Origin of the sequence: Acetobacter oryzoeni (genome assembly GCF_004014775.2) — a bacterium.
Taxonomy (GTDB): domain Bacteria; phylum Pseudomonadota; class Alphaproteobacteria; order Acetobacterales; family Acetobacteraceae; genus Acetobacter; species Acetobacter oryzoeni.
Window position 1 is genome coordinate 1,242,770 of the sequence record NZ_CP042808.1, and the last position, 20,010, is coordinate 1,262,779.

A 20,010-nucleotide genomic window follows, 5' to 3' on the forward strand; every position below is an offset into this window, starting at 1 on the left:
ATGCCTGCCCGCCTGATATCCATTTTTGCCCCCCTTGCTGTTGGCATTCTGTTTTTGCTGTTGTGGCAGGGTGTTTGTTATTTCTGGCATATTCCGCCTTATCTTATGCCGGCACCATCTGATATTGCGCGTTCTTTGTTCAGCAATATCGATACGCTCTGCCACGCGCTTTACAGTACGCTTACCGTTACATTGGCAGCACTCTGTGTTTCCGTAGTTCTGGGTGTTCTGGTTGCTTTTGTGCTGGTGCAGCATCCGCTTATTGAACGCAGCCTGATGCCTTATGTGGTGCTCATGCAGGTTACACCTGTGGTGGCTCTTGCCCCATTGATTATTATTTTAGTAAAAACAACACTGTTGGCACTTGTTATCTGCGCCACGCTGATTGCTATTTTCCCTATTATTTCCAATACGTTGCAAGGTCTTAAAAGTGTTGATCCGGGGTTGGAAGCGTTTTTCCGTATGCACAAGGCCTCACGCCTGAAAACACTTTTGCGCCTGCAAATACCCAGTGCTCTGCCCATGTTTATGGCGGGCTTGCAAATTTCCAGCGGCTTGGCCCTTGTGGGCGCTGTGGTGGCCGAGTTTGTGGCTGGCACGGGTGGCAACAGTGCCGGTTTGGCTTACGAGATTTTGCAGGCTGGATTCCAGATGGATATTCCACGCATGTTTGCTGCGTTGTTCATGATTACCCTTACCGGCCTTGCCCTTTATATGGCCACAAGCAGTATCAGAAAGCTTGTTTTGCATAACCGTGTTCAGCACTAGAAATAGAGTATTGGCAATATCATTTTGTTGACTTATCGAAACATAAAGATCTATACTACAACAAGTGAGTAGAAGCGGTCGGAATAGAAATATTCTGGGCATTGCTCCACCATGTTGGTCTTATTCAGCATGGGGGAAGCTTTGGCCGCTAGAAAACACGCTTTCCCACATGCTGGTTTGCACCAACTGCTACGCCCTATGGGCCAGTTTGCAATTTGTGTGAGAAACGCCATGACCCTGAATACCAAAACCACCCCGGATTACCCTATGGAAGAGCTCAAGCGTGAGGCCACTATAGGCAGCATGGGCACAACCTCCGTCCGCTCCATCCCTGTTATAGATTTTTCAGACTATGAGAACAGACGCGCCCAGATTGCGGATGATCTGTGGAATGCCGCAACTCAGGATGGTTTTTTTCAGGTTATCAATCACGGAATTTCGTTAGGAGACATTGATAACGCTTTTGCGGAGGCAAAAAGGTTTTTTGCTCTTCCTATGTCTGAAAAGGAAGTTTTCAAAAAGAAGCCCACCGTAAATGCGGGCTGGGAATATTGCTCTCAGGTACGGCCTTCCACCGGCACGCCAGATAACAAGGAATCTTACCAGATTACTTTGCCGGAAATGGATAATCTGTGGCCGGATGAGCAGGTTCTTCCCGGATTTCAGGCAAAACTTCTGCAATTTGAGGAAGATAACTGGCAGCTTGCCATGAAAATACTGTCCTGCTTTGCAGAAAAACTTGGGTTTGAAAAAGATTTCTTTGCAGAGTGCTGTAAAAGATCTTCTCCGGGGTATCAGTGCACCTTACGCCTTATCCACTACATGAGCATGGAAAACGCCAAACCGGAAGATTTCAAGCAATGGCGTGCAGGTGCGCATTCAGATTTTGATTGCCTGACACTCCTGCACCTGCGTGAAGGTGAAGGCGGCTTGCAGCTTTGCCCTGGCAATGAAATTTCATCCAATGCGTGGACAGAAGTGACACCCGTGGCAGGAGCTGTCACCTGCAATATTGGTGACATGCTGATGCGTTGGAGTGATGATAAACTGAAGTCCACCCTCCACCGCGTGCGTATGCCGCAACCAGGCGAATACCTTGGCCCGCGTTTGTCTGTTCCCTTTTTCTGTCAGGCAAATCGGGAGGCTGTTATTGAAGGGCCAGAAGGTAAATACCCGCCAATTACAGCGGAAGACTACATCTACCAGCGCCTACATGCCAACTTTGTGCAAAAGCACAAGTAATGGGTGCGTATGGGGGAAGGTTAACTTCCCTCATACAGTTTTTGTGCCAGACGGTTATGCTGTTCTATAATCATATTCACATCCAGCTTTGTAAAATGGCCGTCCTGTATCAGCACCTTGCCGTTAACCATACTAAAGGCAACGGAAGATGGGGTGCAGAACACCAGGGCTGCTACCGGGTCACTTAATGCGCCGGTGTATTCCAGCTTGCGCATATCAAACGCAATAATGTCGGCCGCTTTTCCTACCGTTAACTGGCCAATATCAGTGCGGCCCAGAACTCTGGCCCCTCCGCGTGTGGCTAAAGTCAACACATCACGCGCTTTAAGCATCATGGCTTGTTCATCCTGAGCAGATAATAGACGGGAAACCAGCATAGCTTGCCGTGCTTCTGCCAGAATGCTCGCGCCATCATTAGACGCAGATCCATCAACCCCCAACCCGACAGGAACGCCCTGCTTCTGCATAGACCAAATGGGGGCAATGCCAGATGCCAAGCGCATGTTGGAACATGGGCAATGCGCTATTCCCGTACCTGTTCGGCCAAAGCGGGCCATCCCTGCAGCATCCAGTTTAACGCAATGGGCATGCCATACATCGGCACCAACCCAGCCAACATCTTCTGCATATTCTGCAGGTGTCTGGCCAAAGCGTTCCTTGCTGTAAGCTACATCATGCTGGTTTTCGGCCAGATGCGTGTGTAGCCGGGTGCCTGTGGTGCGGGCTAGCTCTGCCATGTCACGCATGAGTTCCCGGCTAACAGAAAAAGGAGAACATGGCGCGCCGCCTACGGTCAGCATCGCCAGCGGTTCCGGGTCATGGTACGTTTCAATCACGCGTAGCGTATCACGCAGAATGTCGGCTTCTTTTTCCACCAGACTATCCGGCGGCAGCCCCCCTGCACTTTCTCCAACACTCATGCTGCCGCGGCAGGCATGAAAGCGCATACCCATTTCAAGCCCAGCCTCAATTTCATCATCAAGGCGGCATCCGTTGGGGAAAAGGTAAAGATGATCACTGGTTGTGGTGCAACCAGACATCAGCAGTTCTGCCATGGCCGTGCGCGTGGAGGCTTTTACCATGTCTGGCGTAAGGCGCGCCCAGATGGGATAAAGCGTTTGCAGCCATTGGAACAGGGATGCGTCCTGAGCCTGCGGAATAACCCGGGTTAAGGACTGGTACATGTGGTGGTGCGTATTCACCATGCCGGGCATAACCACATGGCCAGACATATCCAGCACGTCATCCGCGGGAGGATGCGGGTCTTCCATACCACCAAGGGCGACAATCTGCCGCCCCTCTGTCACGATCCACCCGTTTTTCAGCTCCTGCCGGGCATCATCCATCGTGACGAGGCACAGGGCGTTTTTCAGCAAGTATCTACGTGACATCATAAAAACACCTAGCCCCTCCCTTTGTTGCAAAGAGAGGGGCGTTAAGTTTGTTCAGGACGGTATTAGAAAGAGGTAGAGATCGTGCCTGTCATGGAGAAGCGTGGTTCCACCATAAAGGTATTGCCGTAACCTGTATAAGCAGCGGAACTACCGCTATAAACCGTGCCGGCATCATGCTTGCTGTAAACAGCGCCCATGGCACCTGTGCGCACAATGGAGCCCGTAAGGTTGGTGAAGTTCAACCGGAAAGTGGGGGACTTCACAAAGCCAAATGGCTTGAAGTGATACCCAACTGTCAGGCTGTTGGTCACGTAACCTGGTATTCTCTGGTCTCCGGCAACGCTGACGGACTGCGGGCCGGTGTAATGGACGGAACCGTTGGCAAAGAAGCCTTTATACTTATACGTCAAACCAAAGTTGGCCATAACGCGTGGCGCCATAATGGCCTGCGTGCCCTTGGAATGCAGCATGACGTTCTGGTACGGATCGAACACGTTGCTGTCCTGCGTGGCGTGCAGATACTCCACAGAGGCATAAGGGCTGAAGCCGTGGATCTCACGCCCGGCGATCATGAAGTCCAGCCCGCGCATGGTCTGGCTGCCGATGGAGAACGGGCGGTAGTTGTTCATACCCATATACTGGTCAACCACACGGTTGGTCACGTTGTAGTTGAAGAATGACAGATCCATCATCATGTAGCGGTTGTGGTAGCGGTAACCCAGTTCTTCCTTGATGGAGTACTGGTTTTTCAGGATCGGCACATCCGTGTACAGCCAGCCCATATCGTTTTCTGTTGGCTGACGGTAATCTCCTTCCGCATTCACATAAATCTGGTTCTGATCATTGATGTTGTAGCTGATGGAAAGCTGCGGCAATGGTGCCGTGCTGTTACGCCCCTGTCTGCCGTAGTAATCCTTGTTCCACGCGTTGGACATCACAAACTTGAAGCCGCCGTTAATCAGCAGTTTGTCATGCAGATACTTGGCTGTATCCTGAATGAACAGCGAGTGGATTTCATATCCCGCAACCTGCCGATCACCTTTATCAATGCGATATTGAGACCAGTTCGGGCTGGGTGCGCCTCCTGCAGGCATGGCAAAGCTGGTGGGGTAGCTGCGGTCTGATTGGCTGTTGTTATACCAGTAACCGAAGGTCAGGTGGTTGTGCTTGTCAATATCGTAGCCGAGTGATGCCGTGGCACCCACTACGCGGTCACCATGTTCCTGAAAGTAGCCAATCGTGTTCTGCATATCACCCGCAGAGTTGGCTTCTGCGCCATTGGGTTTGGCGCTCCAGCCCTGCCCATAGGTAAGGTATGGGTGCAGATCGAAGGACAGCTTGTCTGTAATAACGGTGTGGATAGGCGCACTCAGGAAGATCTGGTTCCAGTGGTCAGCGTTGTTCTTCCAGTAGTTCGCGTTACCCGGATGGGATGAGCGATCCCAACCCTGCCCCGTGTGCTTGTACCGCATGAACTGGTCTTCTGTGGGGTAGTTATCAATTGTCCAGTCAGCAGAGTTCCATGAGATAAACAGGTTGGCGTTGGACCCGTTTTCCCAATCCTTGCGGGCGCCAAAATCAATATGCTTACGCTCGTTAATGCCAGAACCCATCCAGCTGCGTGCATGCGTGTTGGAAAAGGAGAAGTAGCCACGGATACCGCTGTTGCCGATATCACCGGAATCAAGGCGGATGAACTCGCGCGAGAGGTTGTTGGTGCCGTAGGAAAAATCCGTCATACCGCCAAATTTGTGGGACGAGATATGGGATTTGGAGTTCATCACCCCGCCGGCAGCAGACATAACGGGCAGATCACGCGCCGCACTGCCGGGTGTGATGCTCACTTCATCCACGTTTTCTGAATCAATGATTTCTGCAAGATATTTTGCCTGCCCGGCAGAAATGCCATCCACCATAATGGCCATGTCACGGTCTGTCAGGCCGCGTGTCTGCACCTGCCCGCCCTGCATGCCCGATGTATCCGGGGTGGTCACGTTCACACTCGGCAGGTTTTTAACCAGATCCAGAGATGTGGAAACGGGACTGCGCATATCAATATATTCTTTGGTGACCGTCTGCACCGCATGGGGAGCTGTTTCAAGCCGCATCATGCCGCCGCCGCCATTGCGCTTGCGGCGTGTGGACCCCACCGAAACTTCTTCAGTTCCGTGTGCCTCAATCGCTTTTGTGGAGCGCGGGCGCACATGTGCAGCGGAAGATGTTGCAGATGCCCGTGTGAGCTGGGATGATTTTTTGGCTGCCGTGGCCGTTTGTGCCTGCGCCGTAGAAAGACTAGCACAAAACCCAACAGCACTGACAAGGCAGGACAACGTTGCCAGATGTTGGCGATATGTCAGTCGGGACAGAACTGGGCGGGCTGGCGCAATAATCCGAAAGGACATGAGAAAATTCCTCAGCAGGGAAGCTTAACAACGATGCAGGAACACAAGGCCTTTTTTTTCAAATTGGCCTGTGCAAGAGCCGCAATTTGAAAATCAGCAGAGATATTTGAGTAAGCTTCCGACATGAGATTAAGGCTCCGGGCAGCGGGCTATAAAACGATACGATATCGATATATATAGGCTTATAAGCGAACGCACAAAAATAAAAAAGGCACTTTCTTGTTGCTGTTTTAAGAGCGCCACCTGATCTGAATTTGGCAATGCAACATTGCTTTTTTTGCTTTTGAGAGAACGGAAAAAACCTGCGTATAGTTTGTTTCGCCCTTGATATGGCGCAAGAACGAACGCTTTTGATTGACCTCCTAACCCCAGAGGCCCGTATGCAAATCCTGCCCAATGTTTTACGTGTTGCAGATGCGTCCGGGAAAAGGGCAGTGCAACGGTGTGACTTTTTAGCGCACCCTCCTTTTTCAGATATACCGGATGGCCTGTTCCGCTCCTACCTATCCCCCGCCTATACGGCGACAGTGAAGCAGGTGCGTGAATGGATGGAAGATGCCGGCATGCATTGCCGGATAGATGCTGCAGGTAATCTGATTGGCCGTTATGAAGGTCTTGCGCCCAACGCCCCTGCCCTGCTGATTGGTTCTCACCTTGATAGTGTGAAAAACGCAGGCAAGTATGATGGCACATTAGGCGTTATTTTGGGCATAGAGGCCGTTGCCAGCTTTCATGCACAGCAAAAGCGTTTCCCCTTCGCCATAGAGGTGATCGGTTTTGGGGATGAAGAAGGATCGCGCTTTCCTGTTTCCATGCTAACATCCCGCGCTGTAGCGGGATCTTTGGATGCGTTGCCAGATGTACAGGATGCTCAAGGCACCAGTATCCAGCAAGCACTTCAGGAAAGTGGGCTAGACCCTGCGCAATATCTGGAGGCCAGCTATAAGCCCTCTCAGGTTCTGGCGTATTTTGAAGCGCATATAGAACAGGGGCCTGTTCTGGAAAGCACGCACCATGCCGTTGGGCTGGTGACGTCTATTGCCGCGCAATACCGGTTTAAGGTGACAATGAAAGGCATGGCCGGGCATGCGGGCACATTGCCCATGCATTTGCGCCAGGATGCCTTGGCTGCTGCTGCTGAAGCCATTTCCTGCATAGAAAAAATTGCGCAATCAGGGCCTGATGATCTGGTGGCAACCGTTGGGCAAATGAGTGTAAAGCCCGGTGCGCCCAATATTGTGCCGGGCTGGGTGGAGTTTAGTATTGATGTGCGTGCGGGCACCGAAAATGTGCGTAACAAAGTCGCAGAAACACTAACCCAAGCCTTGCACGAGATCAGCCAAAAACGCGGTGTGGAAATGGAACTTGCACTTCAGCATGATCTTTCCGCCACACCGTGTAACCCGCAACTTAGCAATATTCTGGCATCATCCATTCAAACAGTCACGGGGCAACCGGCTTATGCGCTGGTAAGTGGTGCCGGGCATGATGCCATGATCATGGCTGCCCTTACCCCTGTATGCATGCTGTTTATCCGCTGTGAAAAAGGCATAAGCCACAACCCTGCCGAAGCAGTGCAGGATGAAGATGTAGAAACGGCTTTACGTGTCATGTGCGATTTTATCCAGAATATTCCATCAGAAAAAGCCGCTTAATCATGGAGCAAACCCGTATGATTTCACCAATGTTCAAACAGATTGATCCGCCCCAACGGTTTTTGATGGGCCCCGGCCCCATTAACGCTCACCCGCGTGTTTTGCGTGCCATGTCTGCCGATATGCTGGGGCAGTTTGACCCGGAAATGACGGAATACATGAATGAAACCATGGCGCTGTACCGTCAGGTATTCATGACACAGAATAAATGGACATTTCTGGTAGATGGCACGGCCCGTGCCGGTATTGAAGCGGCTCTTGTTTCTCTGGTGGAACCGGGCGCGAAAATTCTTATTGTGCGGGCTGGTCGCTTTGGTTTGCTGCTTTCAGAAATTGCAGAGCGCATAGGGGCAGAAATCTGCACGTTGGATCTGCCGTGGGGTGAAGTGGCCTCGCTAGAGCAGATAGAAGCGGCATTGCAGGAACATAAGCCGCAGGTTCTGGCCTGTATTCACGGTGATACCTCCACCACAATGGCGCAGCCTTTGGATGGTGTTGGCGCATTGTGTAAAAAATACAATGTTCTTTCCTATGCAGATGTTACGGCCACACTGGGTGGCGTGCCGGTTTGTACCGATCAGTGGGGGATTGATGTGATCTCCGGCGGTTTGCAAAAATGTATGGGCGGGCCGCCGGGTTCTGCCCCCATTACCATTTCGGATCGGGCTGCCGAGCACATTATGGCACGCCGCCATGTAGAGGCCGGTATTCGCAGTGCAAGCCTTACGGATGGGCTGCGCCCGCGTATTCCCTCCAACTATTTCGATCTGGCCATGGTGATGGATTACTGGTCTGAAAAGCGGCTGAACCACCATACCGAAGCCACCACCATGTTGTACGGCGCCAGAGAGGCTGCCTGTATTGTGCTGGAAGAAGGGCTGGAAAACCGCTTTGCCCGCCACAAAATGGCCAGTACGGCGCTTATTGCGGGCCTGCGCGCAATGGGGCTGACCATTTTTGGTGATGATGCACACCGTATGGCTAACGTTACAGGCGTGTGGATTCCAGCCAGTGTGGATGGAGACAAAGTTCGCATGCGTATGCGGGATGATTTTGGCATTGAAATTGGCACGGCTTTTGGCCCGCTTACTGGCAAAATCTGGCGCATTGGCACCATGGGTTACAATGCCGTTAAACACAAAGTGTTGCTGACATTGGGTGCATTGGAAGCGGCTTTGGCTGCTGAAGGGTTTAAGCCTCCGCGCGGCGCTGCGGTGGATGCTGCCATGGCAGCTTGGCCGTAAACTAACGGAGTAAAGTGCAATGGAACTGAATAATCCAGAAACACTCCGGCAGGTTGAAGCCTGTTCAGACCTTTATGAACGCGCTCTGGCCGAAAATGATGTGCAAGTTCTGGATGATCTGTTCTGGAATGGCCCGGAAGTGGTGCGCTACGGCGTGGGGGAGAACCTGTATGGAGCGGAAGAAATAGCAGCGTTTCGCCGCTCCAGAAAAGGAGGAAGCCCGCCACGCCGTAACCTGCGGCGCACCATTACCGCCATTGGCACTGAAAGTGCTGTTGTCAGTCTGGAATTCCAGCGTGAAGGGTCGGATCGTATCGGCCGTCAGATGCAGACATGGATACGGACTGACAATGGATGGAAAATTCTGGCAGCCCATGTATCACTCATGGCGGCGCGGCCAGAAACCGAAAGACCTGCTTTATAAGGAAATAGGCCCATGACCGCCCCTTCCTCTGATCAGGAAAATCTTGTGCACGCACGCGCAATAGCCATAGGGCTAGATCTTTCTCCCACATGTCTGCCGGGGGTTATCAGCAATTCCGCCCTTTTGGCGCACTATGCCAAACTGGTTGAACAGCACACCCTGCCCGATACGTGTGAACCAGCATACGAGTACATTCCATGACCCGTTTTTCCAGCGCGCATGCCATTGCGGAGGCTATTCGCTCTGGTAAAAAAAGTGCAGTTTCCATCATTCAGGAAACATTAAATACGTTGCGTACACAGGATCATGGTATCCAGAGTGTCACGCATCTTTTTGCAGATGAGGCCTTGCTACAGGCCCAGAAAATAGATGCCATGCGGCAGGCGGGCCAAACTTTGCCCCCATTGGCGGGTGTGCCATTTGGCGTGAAGGACCTGTTTGATATTGCAGGCCACGTGACCACGGCAGGCTCTGTTGTACTGCGCAATATGCCGCCTGCACAAAAAGATGCCGCCATTGTGCAGCGGCTTAAAGTTGCTGGGGCCATTCCCGTTGCAACATTGAACATGGATGAGTTTGCTTACGGTTTTGCAACCGTAAATGCTCATTACGGCACAACCCATAACCCGCATGATCTGGCCCGTATGGCTGGGGGGTCCTCCGGTGGGTCTGCTGCGGCTGTTGCTGCGGGTTTTCTACCTTTTGCTCTTGGGTCTGATACCAACGGATCTATTCGTATTCCGGCATCATTGTGCGGTGTGTGGGGGATAAAACCTACTTTTGGCCGCCTGCCCCGCGCTGGTGCCTATCCGTTTTCTGCCAGCTTGGATGTAGTAGGCAGCTTTGCATCCTCTCTGGATGATCTGATTACAACATTTTACGTGATGGATGGCAGCACACCAGCGCCAGAACCAGCAGCTGATACGCTGCGGATTTCCAGATTGGGGGGATGGTTTGCATCCAATCTGGCGCCTGCCCTTGTGGCAGCGCTGGACCGTGTTTGCGCCAGCCTGCAAACTACCAGCACGGTTGAATTGCCAGAAGTGGCAAGTGCACGTGCAGCATCTTTTCTGATAACCGCAGCAGAAGGCGGAAACCTGCATCTGCCGCGCCTATGCAAACAGGCAGCAGAATATGACCCTGCCACGCGAGACCGTCTGATTGCCGGAGCCTTGTTGCCATCATCCACCTATCTGCAGGCTCAGCGTTTTAGAAACTGGTTTCGTGAAAAAATCCACGAACTCTTCCAGAAAACAGATGTTCTCATAGCACCTGCTGTTATGGGGGAAGCGCCTTTGCTAGACCAACCCACTGTTATGGTGGACGGCAAACCTGTATCCGCCAGGGCTAATCTGGGCCTGTTTACGCAACCGCTTAGCCTGCCAGGCTTGCCTGTATTGTGCTTGCCCTTGAAAAATACAGGCTCTTTGCCGCTTGGCTTGCAGCTTGTTGCTGCTCCGGGGCAGGAAGCCGCGCTGTTTAGTGTTGCGCGGGCTCTGAAGAAAAGCGGTTTGGCAGGGTGCGTGTCCCTGCCAGAAAAAGAAATGGCCTAAACAGTTATGGGGATGGGTGGAGCACATGCTCCACCACTTCCGCCGCAACAAGGGCGGCAATAACTTCTGGCCGTTTATCCCTGATTCCACGCTCTCCTATGGGGCAAATGAGGGACTGTAAGCGCTCTTCTTCCATGCCAAGCTGGCGGAAGCTGTGTTCAAACCGCCTGCGTTTGGTGGCAGAGCCAATAAGCCCCACGTAAGAGAGATCATCCCGCAAAAGAGCAGATTCTATAATTAACGCATCCAAGGTGTGGCTGGGTGTAAGCACCAGCACGCCTGCTTTGGCAGGTGCAGTGTGCAATATTGGTTCCCATTGGTCTGTTATGCGTGTTTCTACGCCTGCGGGCACAGGGCCAAATTCGTGTTCTCTGGGGTCTATCCAAATCAACCTCAGGGGTAGCGGTGCCAAGCTATAGGCCAAGGCACGCCCAACATGGCCCGCTCCAAACATCAGCAGCACCGGGCGCGCTTCAAGTTCTTGCCGAATGTTGTTTTCCAGTTCGTCCACAATATCTGGTGTTACACGCTCCAGCCGCACGCGTGCCCAGCCTCCGCAGCACTGGTTGGTATTTTGTCCACCCAGAATAAATTCATGTTCACGCAGCTTTTCGTGCTGGCACAGCATCTGGCGTGCCTGTGCAACGCATTCATGCTCCAATGCGCCACCACCCACAGTTCCGGCCAGAAAACAGGTGCCCACCAGCATGAAGGCACCCGTTTCACGCGGGGTGGAACCTTTGGCTTCCGTAACACGCACGAGAATGAGCTGTTCTGGATGGCGGTGCCAGTGTTGAAGAACCCTTGCAACCTCTCGCATGATCAGCTCCGTATTAGTGAGGCATGTCCTTTTGTTTTTTAAGCCGCTCGACTGTGCGTAAAATCTGCTCTGGTGTGGCTGGTGCATCCAGTTGCGGGCAGATGCGATAGTCCGCAATGCTTGCTATGGCGTCCGAGATGGCATGCAATACCGCCAGCCCATGCACAAAAGGTGGTTCCCCCACAGCTTTGGAACGGAAGATGGTTTCTTCCCGGTTGGGGGAGTTCTCAAGCAGCTTCACATTAAAAATCGGCGGTCTGTCTGAGCAGGCCGGAATCTTATAGGTGCTGGGGGCATGTGTACGCAGCCGGCCTGTTTGATCCCACACCAGCTCTTCCATTGTCAGCCACCCTGCCCCTTGTATGAAGCCCCCTTCAATTTGGCCAATATCCAAAATTGGGTTTAGGGATTGCCCGGCATCATGCAGGATATCCACGCGCTCCATGCGGTTTTCACCGGTTAGCAGGTCAACCGCAACTTCTGCGCAGGCGGCTCCGTAGGCAAAATAGTAAAATGGGCGGCCGCGGCCGGTTTTCGGGTCCCACGAAATTTTGGGTGTTTTGTAAAAACCGGATGAAGAGAGCGAAACACGGGCCATATAGGCGGCCTTCACCACATCCACAAACGGAATACAGTTTTCCCCCACCTGCACGCCATTGGCTCCAAAATGCACGGTGCTTTCTGGCGCCTGCCAATGCGTGGCGGCAAAGCTGATAAGCCGTTCCTTAATTTTGCTGATGGCATCCAGCACGGCCATGCCGTTTAGGTCTGCCCCGCTGGATGCTGCTGTGGCAGATGTGTTGGGCACCTTGCCTGTGGTTGTGGCCGTAATGCGCACGCGGTTTTCGGGCAGGCCAAATTCCCGCATGGCAATTTGCACCATTTTGGTATGCAGCCCCTGCCCCATTTCTGTGCCGCCGTGATTTACCTGCACGGAACCATCCGTATAGACATGCACCAGAGCGCCTGCCTGATTGAAATGCGTGGCAGTAAAGGAAATGCCAAATTTAACGGGCGTAAGGGCTATGCCGCGGCGAATGTATTGACTGGTGCGGTTAAAGGCACGGAGTTCCTCACGGCGTTTACGGTAATCACATTCTTCAGCAAGCTGTTCCATGATTTCCCGGGAAATGGAATCTTCCACGGTCATGAAATACGGCGTGATGTTTTTGTCTTGCGTGCCGTAAGTGTTGCGCAAACGCACATCCAGCGGGTCCAGCCCCGTGGCAAAGGCAATTTCTTCTACAACCCGTTCGGCGGCAGCAATGCCTTGGGGGCCACCAAAGCCCCGGAATGCTGTGTTGGATTGCGTGTTGGTGCGAAAGGGTTCTGACCGCAACCGCACATCCGGATAGTAATAGGCGTTATCTGCATGAAATAGCGCTCTATCTGTTACCGGGCCAGATAAATCAGCAGACCATCCGCACCGTGCGGCCAGCAGCATATCTGCGCCCTGAATATGCCCTTGCGCATCAAAACCAACGTCATAATCAATCACAAAGTCATGCCGCTTGCCTGTCATGATCATATCATCATCACGATCAAGGCGGCATTTTGCGGGGCGTTGGGTTATTTCTGCGGCCAAGGCAGCCAGACAGGCCGGAGCATTTGCCTGCGTTTCCTTACCACCAAAGCCGCCGCCCATACGGCGCACCTCTAGAGTTACCAAATTGCTGGGGCGGTTAAGAATATGCGCCACCATGTGCTGGGTTTCTGTGGGGTGCTGTGTGGAGGAGCATATACGCATCTCCCCTTCTTCGCCCGGTGTAGCGAGTGCGGCTTGTCCTTCCAGATAAAACTGTTCCTGCCCCCCAACTGTAATGCGCCCGGAAAGCCGTTTGGGAGCATTTTCTAGAGCACTTTCAGCATTGCCGCGCACCATTTCAAGCGGACGGCACACCATGTCTCCGCCTTTTTGGCGGGCCTCTTCAACGGAAAGAACTGCTGGCAGGTCTTCATACACAATCTTGGCTTTGCGCGCGGCTTTGCGGGCTGCCAGGCGTGTTTCGGCCACAACGGCAAAAATGGGCTGGCCGTAATAAAAAACCTCATCAGTGGCCAAAAGAGGTTCATCCCCCGCGCCTACGGGGCTAACCTGGTTTTCCCCCAGCACATCTTGGGCAGTAAGCACGCACAAAACGCCGGGAAAATTCTTAACGGGCTCTAGGTCCATAGAAACAATGCGAGCATGGGCCTTGGTGCTTAACCCGGGCACCACATGCACAACATTTGCGGGTGTGGGAATATCATCAATATACGTTGCCTTGCCGGAAACGTGCAGGCGCCCACTTTCATGCTTCAGGCTTTGTGTTGCGCCACCGGGAACAGTTTGAGGCTCGTTTATATGCTTTTTAAGCATGGGAAATCTCCCTCCAACCTTCCAGGCAGATAGGTTGAGCACTTCCTTGATGGGCTGTTTCTTCAAAAAAGCGCGTTAACAGGTTGGCGGATACAGTGGAGCGATACCACGCACTGCCCCGCATATCTGTTAAGGGCGTAAAGTCATCCTGTATGGCTGTGCGTGCGGCTTCTAACGCTGCAGTATTCCACTTTTGGCCAACCAAAGCTTTTTCCGCCATTTTGGCGCGGCAGGGAATGCCCGCCATTCCGCCAAAAACCAGACGCGCTTCTGTTATCTTGCCTTCTGCATTTATGGAAACCGCAAAGGCAGCCATAATGGCAGAAATATCCTGATCAAACCGTTTGGAAACCTTGTAGGCCCGCATAATTGTTTGGGCAGATTGATCCGGTATGAAAATACTTTCTATAAATTCAGCGGGCTGTCGGTCCTGCTTTCCGTATTCTACAAAGTAGTTTTCTAACGGAAGCTGCCGCCGTGTATCGCCTTGCCGTAAATGTAGCACGGCACTGGCGGCTATAAACAAGGGTGGTCCGTCCCCAATGGGTGAGGCATTGCCTATATTGCCGCAAACAGTAGCGGCATTTCTGACCTGCGTAGAGCCAATGCGTTTTACGGTTTCCAACGCATCTGGCAGGTGCGTTGCCAAGGCAGGAAGAGCCTGCGTGTATGTTACGGCTGCGCCTATCCACAAACCGCCATCACGCTGCTCGAGTTTGTGCAGATCCTTGGCAGATCTTACAGCAATAACATGCGGCAGATCGCGCAAATGCTTGGTAACCCACAAGCCAACATCTGTAGCGCCAGCAACAAGAGTGGCCTTGGGGCTTTCCTGATAAACGGCAGCAAGCACATCGGAATTGGCTGGCAGAGTGATGCGGCCATGGGCGTTTTGAATATCTACACTGCTGCCATCCTGTAAGGCAGAAAGGCGCAGGATTATGTCCTGTTTCTCCACGTCAAAACGGTTGCCCTGCTGCACCATAATACGGCGTGCCTGCTGCATGGCGCGGATAATGGGGGCATATCCTGTACAGCGGCACAAATTGCCAGCAAGCGCTGTATTTATGGCTTTAGGATCATCTCCCCCGCCGTTTTGTACATAAGCTACCATGGACATTACAAAGCCCGGTGTACAAAACCCGCATTGAGACCCGTGCAGATCGACCATAGCCTGCTGCACTGGATGCAGTGAGCCATCCGGGTTTTGCAAATGCTCAACTGTAAAAAGCTGGGCACCGTCCAGCATCCATAAAAACTGGATACAGGCGTTTACGCTACGCCATGTCAGTTGGCCATTTTCAAGGCGTACAACCATAACTGTGCAGGCGCCGCAGTCTCCTTCATTACAGCCTTCCTTGGTGCCGGTTAGCCCTTTTTGGTCACGTAGCCAGTCCAATACTGTGTGAGTGGGAGAAAGATCAGACACTTCGTGCAAAGTCTGACCCAGATAAAACCTTATATGGTGTCGCATTTTTTGGTCTCTGTAGAAGAAGTATAGGGTCAGGGTTTATCTGGAGCAGGATTTGGGAGGCCGAGAGCCCAGTTTATCTTCCGAGATCACAACAACATTCTTCCACATTTCCGGGTGAGTGGTAGCTGGCTGCGGGGCGGCCTCTACGTCTGCTTCAACAGCATCATGCGTGCCGTGATTGAAGATCAGATGCAGGATAATGGCGGACATGGCCCCCAGTGTGATGCCACTGCCAAAGATGATCTGGGCCCATGCCGGAAAGTGGTCTGCAATGTGGGGCTGTGCCGTAGCAAGCATGCCCAAGCCAACACTGGTGCCAACAATAATGCCGTTATTCTGGTTATCAAAATCAACCTGCGCCAAGGTTTGAATGCCCACCACAGCCACAGCAGCAAACATGGCCAAGGCAGCGCCGCCCAGCACTGGCAGAGGCACGCAGGCCATCAGCACAGCCAGTTTGGGCAGGCAGCCCATAACCATCATGATAAGAGCTGCAGCAGCTACAACCCAGCGGCTTTTTACGCCCGTAAGCCGCACAAGGCCCACGTTTTCGGCAAAGCAGGTATAGGGGAAGGAGTTAAAAATACCCCCCAGCATTGTGGCTGCCCCATCTGCCCGAATAGCGCGGGTGATATCACGCGGAGTGATCTTTTTGTCCACAATCGCGCCGGTGGCAAACACATCGCCCGTTGTTTCCAGCATGGAAATCATCATCACGATAATCAGAGAGAGAATGGGCACGATATGAAAGCTGGGCATGCCAAAATACAGCGGGCGCACAATGGTTAGTAATGGAGCGGATGACACATCTCCAAAATGCGCGTCTCCTAAAACCCATGCCACCAGCGTGCCCATAATCAGCCCGACCAGCACAGCAATGGTGCCAATAAAACCTTTGAAGAAACGCTGAACAGCCAGAATGCACAGCAGCGTGCCCAAGCCATACGCAACATTACGCAGGCTGACAGGGTTTTGCATGGTGCCCGTGCCTTGGCCATTCACAATATCATTGGCAGCCACCGGCAGCAGAGCCAGCCCGATAACCAGAATGACAGACCCGGTGACAACAGGCGGGAAAAAACGGATCAGGCGTGAGAAAAACGGCGCCACAAAGTAGGAAAAAATGCCTGCAACAATAACTGCGCCAAAAATCTGATGCAGCCCTTCAATCCCGCCCCCGGCAGCCGTGCCTATGGCGATCATGGGGGTGACGGAAACAAAGGTAACCCCTTGCAAAAGCGGCAATTTTACCCCAAGCGGGCCAATACCTACGGCCTGAATAAGAGAGGCAATGCCGCAGGTAAATAGATCGGCTTCAATAAGGTGTTCCAAGGCATCGTGCGAAAGCCCAAGAGCACTGGCAAGCAGAATGGGCACAATAACGGATGCAGCATAGAATGTGAGCACATGCTGCAACCCATAAACACCCAACTGCCAGAAAGGCAGGAATTCATCTACAGGATGAACCGCTTGCGGAACGTTTCTGGCAGCTTTCATCTTTCAGCTTCCCCTGTAAGTGGAATAACCATAAGGCGCAGCAAGCAGCGGCACATGGGCGTGCATGGCCTCACCCAACCCAAAAACAATTGGCACGACGTCCAGAAATAGTGGTTCTGGCAGGTTCATGCCCTGTTGCTGAAAATAGGCGCCTATTTCAAATTCCAGCCGATACGTGCCGGATTTGAGTTCAAGACTTCTGAGCTCCGCACACCGGCCATCGGCATTTGTTAGCCCCGTAAACACAAGGGTATCGCCCGCAAAAAGGCGGATCTGCACAGCGCTGGCCGGGCGGCCAGAAACTGTGTTGAGCACATGTGTGGAAAGAGAGCTCATGCCTGCACCTTATCCTGCAATCTCAGGGCTGCTATTGCATCAATCTGCTTTAGCGCCTCTGCAAGCTCTTCCGTAAAAGAGCTTGTTAGACGTTGTTCCATGGCTTCCAGAATAACGGCTTTGGTGGCTTGTCGAACACAAATAACAAACGGCATGCCAAACTTTTTCTGGTACGCATCATTCAGATCACGCAGTTGCCTGTATTCTGCGGGAGAGAGCTTATCTAACCCGGCACTCCCCTGCTCCTGCGTTGATTCAGCGCTTAGGTCCGGGTCTATGCCCATACGGTGGCCAAGTTCCGGGTGAGCACGTACCAAAGCCAGCTTCTGGCTTTCTGGAGCCTGTTGCACGGCTTGAGAAAAAGCGTGTTTCATCTGCTGCATGGAGGCAAAGGGGCGCTGCTTTGCAGCGGCTTCTGCCACCCACGGAGAATGCTCGTAAATGCCGCCAAATGCTTCAACAAACTGTTGAGGAGAGAGCGTGTTGACATCTTGCAGGGGTATCATGCCGGGTGCACCTTTTGCCAATGCCGGGCAATTTCCAGGCGGGTTGGTGCCCATACATCTTCATATTGCTGGATATGCTGTATGAATTTGGCAACAGCCAATGCCCGCGCGGGTTTGCCTGCCAAACGGCAATGCAGGCCAACGGACATCATGCGCCCGCCTTCCTGATACAGCATGTCAAAGCAGTCTCGCAGGTAGCGGAAAAACTGTTCGCCTTCCGTAAAGCCGTTCAGGGCCGCAAACTTCATATCGTTTACGTCCAGTGTGTAAGGCACAATCAGCTGTGGCTTGCCATGTGTTCTATCATAATACGGAAGGTCATCTGCGTAGGAATCTGCATCGTAAACAAAGCCGCCTTCTTCAGCCACAAGGCGTGCTGTGTTGGGGCTTGTGCGCCCCTGATACCAGCCTAGGGGGCGCTGCCCCGTAACCTGCGTATGGAGCGCTATGGCTTGCCGAATATGCTCGCGCTCAACATCTTCGGGCACATGCTGATAATCAATCCAGCGCAAGCCGTGGGAGGCAATTTCCCACCCGCTTTTCTGCATGGCGGCAACGGCTGCGGGGTTACGCGCCATGGCTGTTGCCACACCAAATACGGTGGGCTTTATGCTTGCCTTTTCAAACAACCGGTGTAAGCGCCAGAACCCCGCGCGGCTGCCATATTCATACAGACTTTCCATCTGTATGCAGCGTTCGCCTACGATAGACGTTGTGCCGATCATTTCCGAAAGAAAGGCCTCGGACCCTTTATCTCCGTGAAGAACAGAGTTTTCGGCACCTTCTTCGTAATTCACAACAAACTGTACGGCTATGCGGGCCGCATTCGGCCAGTGAGGATCCGGCGGGCAAGCGCCGTATCCAACCATATCGCGCGGGTAATTCTGCATTATTTCCCTACCTTCCAGAACACATCATCAAACACACTGAGGAGGTTCCAGACTAACCAATTCATCTACGTTGTAATCCAGCAAGCTTTGCAGGTGTTTTTCACCGTCCTGCACAAACAGATCACGCCCGATGCCAAAGGTTAGTTTTTCCACCCCAAAGCGCATGGCACTGATGGAGGAACCAGAAAGCCCCATGCTGGGTGTGGCAGAAAATGTAAAGTTATGGATAGCCGCAAGCATGGGAGCCAGCGGATCAGACGCATTGCGCGGCAGAAACTGGAAGCGTTCGCCCAGATAGGGGTGACTGCCCAAAAGTGTGCTCTGTTCGTCTTCCGGTGGGGCAAAACAATCCCGCCAGAGGGCAATATGTGGTGCCAGTTTGGCCAGTTCTGGCCGCTGGGCCAGATCAATTACAAAACCGGTGCCAATAATCAGGAAGTCAAACCGCATTTCACCATGTGGTGTGGTCACAACCACTTCCTTGCCTTCCTCCTTTACGGAAAGCCACGGAGTGCCCGTATGGAAGGCAAAGTTTTTATGGCTCCGGCAGCGCCAGAACGTATCCTGCGGGGGTGGCTGGTTGAGATCATAAATCCGCCGCATGAAGCGCCAGCGCACCAGATCATCCAGTTCTGAAAAATAGCTGAGGAACCCGGCATTTTCCATCCAGCGATAGGGATTTACAGATGGAATTTTTTTGCGGCGCAGGCACAGATCCACCTGCTTGGCGCCATGTTCCAAAGCTGTTGCAGCGTTATCAAAAGCCGAGGCCCCAGCCCCAAGAACGCCAATGCGTTTGCCACGCAGTTTTTCAAAATCAATCTGCTCGTGCGTATGGGCATAACGTGTTTTGGGCAGTGATTTGGTAATGAAGTCTGGCACATGCCATGCGCCACCGCCTTCAATACCGGTTGCCAGCACAATTTTACGCGCCCAAACCTGTTTTTGCACACCGCCAGCGCATGAAAATGTCAGTTTCAGCAGGTTGTCCTGCCACTCAATATCTACCAGTTCATGCTCATTTTTTACGGGCAGTTCCAGAACATCACGCACCCAATCCAGATAAGCCTGCCAATCCTGACGGGAGATTTTATCCAGCGTATGCCATGCGGCAGCACCGTAGCGGGCCTCATACCAGGATTGAGGTGTCAGGCTGGGGATACCGAGGTCCGGGCCAGTAACATATTTGGGCGTACGCAGTGTTAGCATACGTGCAAACGTAATCCATGGTCCTTCTCCCCCTTTAGGGGCTGTATCAAAAATACAGGTGTTTGTAATGCCGCGCCGCTTCAGCCCAAAGCAGGTGGCCAGACCACCCTGCCCGCCGCCAATAATAGCAACATCCAGAACATCTTCGCCATCATGCTTGCGGGGAATGCACCAATTGCCTGTTGCATACTGAATTTTTGCGAGATCATCACGCACACGTTTATTAAGCTGTTCCAT

17 protein-coding genes are annotated in these 20,010 nt (G+C 52.7%); 7 read left to right on the forward strand and 10 right to left on the reverse strand.

Going from position 1 to position 20,010, the window contains the following annotated elements:
• Together EOV40_RS05940 and EOV40_RS05945 are read left to right on the forward strand one after the other, a co-directional pair.
• Nucleotides 1–768, forward strand: coding sequence for an ABC transporter permease (locus EOV40_RS05940; RefSeq protein WP_087652095.1), 768 nt, complete (start codon nt 1–3; stop codon nt 766–768).
• A gap of 111 nt (nt 769–879) precedes the next feature.
• Nucleotides 880–2,010 (forward strand): isopenicillin N synthase family dioxygenase, encoded by a 1,131-nt coding sequence (locus EOV40_RS05945; RefSeq protein WP_128105317.1) that lies wholly within the window; start codon nt 880–882, stop codon nt 2,008–2,010.
• Between the two features lie 20 nt (nt 2,011–2,030).
• Here the strand turns inward: EOV40_RS05945 and EOV40_RS05950 are convergent, their stop codons facing one another.
• Together EOV40_RS05950 and EOV40_RS05955 are read right to left on the reverse strand one after the other, a co-directional pair.
• Nucleotides 2,031–3,404 carry an 8-oxoguanine deaminase gene (locus EOV40_RS05950; RefSeq protein WP_208729282.1) on the reverse strand — a complete coding sequence of 458 codons (1,374 nt, stop codon included), beginning with the start codon at nt 3,402–3,404 and terminating at the stop codon, nt 2,031–2,033.
• Nucleotides 3,405–3,466: 62 nt separating this feature from the next.
• Entirely contained in the window at nt 3,467–5,806 is a 2,340-nt protein-coding gene (locus EOV40_RS05955; protein WP_128105318.1) for a TonB-dependent receptor, read from the reverse strand.
• 329 nt (nt 5,807–6,135) lie between these two features.
• Here EOV40_RS05955 and EOV40_RS05960 point away from each other — a divergent pair, with 329 nt between their 5' ends.
• Genes EOV40_RS05960 through EOV40_RS05980 form a run of 5 tightly spaced genes read left to right on the forward strand, consistent with a single transcriptional unit; the run spans nt 6,136 to nt 10,682 of the window.
• On the forward strand, nt 6,136–7,461 hold the full coding sequence (locus EOV40_RS05960; protein WP_128105319.1) for an allantoate amidohydrolase: 1,326 nt from the start codon (nt 6,136–6,138) through the stop codon (nt 7,459–7,461).
• Between the two features lie 2 nt (nt 7,462–7,463).
• Complete coding sequence (locus EOV40_RS05965; RefSeq protein WP_128105320.1) at nt 7,464–8,705, forward strand: pyridoxal-phosphate-dependent aminotransferase family protein; 1,242 nt, start codon at nt 7,464–7,466, stop codon at nt 8,703–8,705.
• Nucleotides 8,706–8,724: 19 nt separating this feature from the next.
• A complete protein-coding gene (gene hpxZ / locus EOV40_RS05970; protein ID WP_128105321.1) occupies nt 8,725–9,129 on the forward strand; it encodes an oxalurate catabolism protein HpxZ in 405 nt (134 codons plus the stop codon).
• A 12-nt stretch (nt 9,130–9,141) separates the two neighbouring features.
• Nucleotides 9,142–9,330: a DUF4089 domain-containing protein gene (locus tag EOV40_RS05975; RefSeq protein WP_128105322.1), complete on the forward strand. Its 189-nt coding sequence runs from the start codon at nt 9,142–9,144 to the stop codon at nt 9,328–9,330.
• The gene (locus EOV40_RS05980; RefSeq protein ID WP_128105323.1) at nt 9,327–10,682 is read left to right on the forward strand and encodes an AtzE family amidohydrolase; all 1,356 of its coding nucleotides are present in this window, start codon (nt 9,327–9,329) and stop codon (nt 10,680–10,682) included. Before EOV40_RS05975 ends, EOV40_RS05980 begins: the two co-directional genes overlap by 4 nt.
• 4 nt (nt 10,683–10,686) lie before the next feature.
• On the opposite strand, the gene xdhC is transcribed toward EOV40_RS05980, so the two are convergent.
• Genes xdhC through EOV40_RS06020 form a run of 8 tightly spaced genes read right to left on the reverse strand, consistent with a single transcriptional unit; the run spans nt 10,687 to nt 20,010 of the window.
• A complete protein-coding gene (gene xdhC, locus EOV40_RS05985) occupies nt 10,687–11,502 on the reverse strand; it encodes a xanthine dehydrogenase accessory protein XdhC (RefSeq protein WP_128105324.1) in 816 nt (271 codons plus the stop codon).
• A 13-nt stretch (nt 11,503–11,515) separates the two neighbouring features.
• Nucleotides 11,516–13,861, reverse strand: a complete 2,346-nt coding sequence (xdhB, locus tag EOV40_RS05990) for a xanthine dehydrogenase molybdopterin binding subunit (RefSeq protein WP_128105325.1) — start codon at nt 13,859–13,861, stop codon at nt 11,516–11,518.
• Complete coding sequence (gene xdhA / locus EOV40_RS05995; protein ID WP_128105326.1) at nt 13,854–15,335, reverse strand: xanthine dehydrogenase small subunit; 1,482 nt, start codon at nt 15,333–15,335, stop codon at nt 13,854–13,856. Before xdhA ends, xdhB begins: the two co-directional genes overlap by 8 nt.
• 36 nt (nt 15,336–15,371) lie before the next feature.
• The gene (locus EOV40_RS06000; RefSeq protein ID WP_128105327.1) at nt 15,372–16,832 is read right to left on the reverse strand and encodes a nucleobase:cation symporter-2 family protein; all 1,461 of its coding nucleotides are present in this window, start codon (nt 16,830–16,832) and stop codon (nt 15,372–15,374) included.
• Nucleotides 16,833–16,835: 3 nt separating this feature from the next.
• Entirely contained in the window at nt 16,836–17,168 is a 333-nt protein-coding gene (uraH, locus tag EOV40_RS06005; RefSeq protein ID WP_050819805.1) for a hydroxyisourate hydrolase, read from the reverse strand.
• Complete coding sequence (uraD, locus tag EOV40_RS06010) at nt 17,165–17,674, reverse strand: 2-oxo-4-hydroxy-4-carboxy-5-ureidoimidazoline decarboxylase (RefSeq protein WP_050819806.1); 510 nt, start codon at nt 17,672–17,674, stop codon at nt 17,165–17,167. Before uraD ends, uraH begins: the two co-directional genes overlap by 4 nt.
• Nucleotides 17,671–18,564 carry an allantoinase PuuE gene (gene puuE / locus EOV40_RS06015; protein WP_128105328.1) on the reverse strand — a complete coding sequence of 298 codons (894 nt, stop codon included), beginning with the start codon at nt 18,562–18,564 and terminating at the stop codon, nt 17,671–17,673. Before puuE ends, uraD begins: the two co-directional genes overlap by 4 nt.
• A 27-nt stretch (nt 18,565–18,591) precedes the next feature.
• Nucleotides 18,592–20,010, reverse strand: coding sequence for an NAD(P)-binding domain-containing protein (locus tag EOV40_RS06020; protein ID WP_128105329.1), 1,419 nt, complete (start codon nt 20,008–20,010; stop codon nt 18,592–18,594).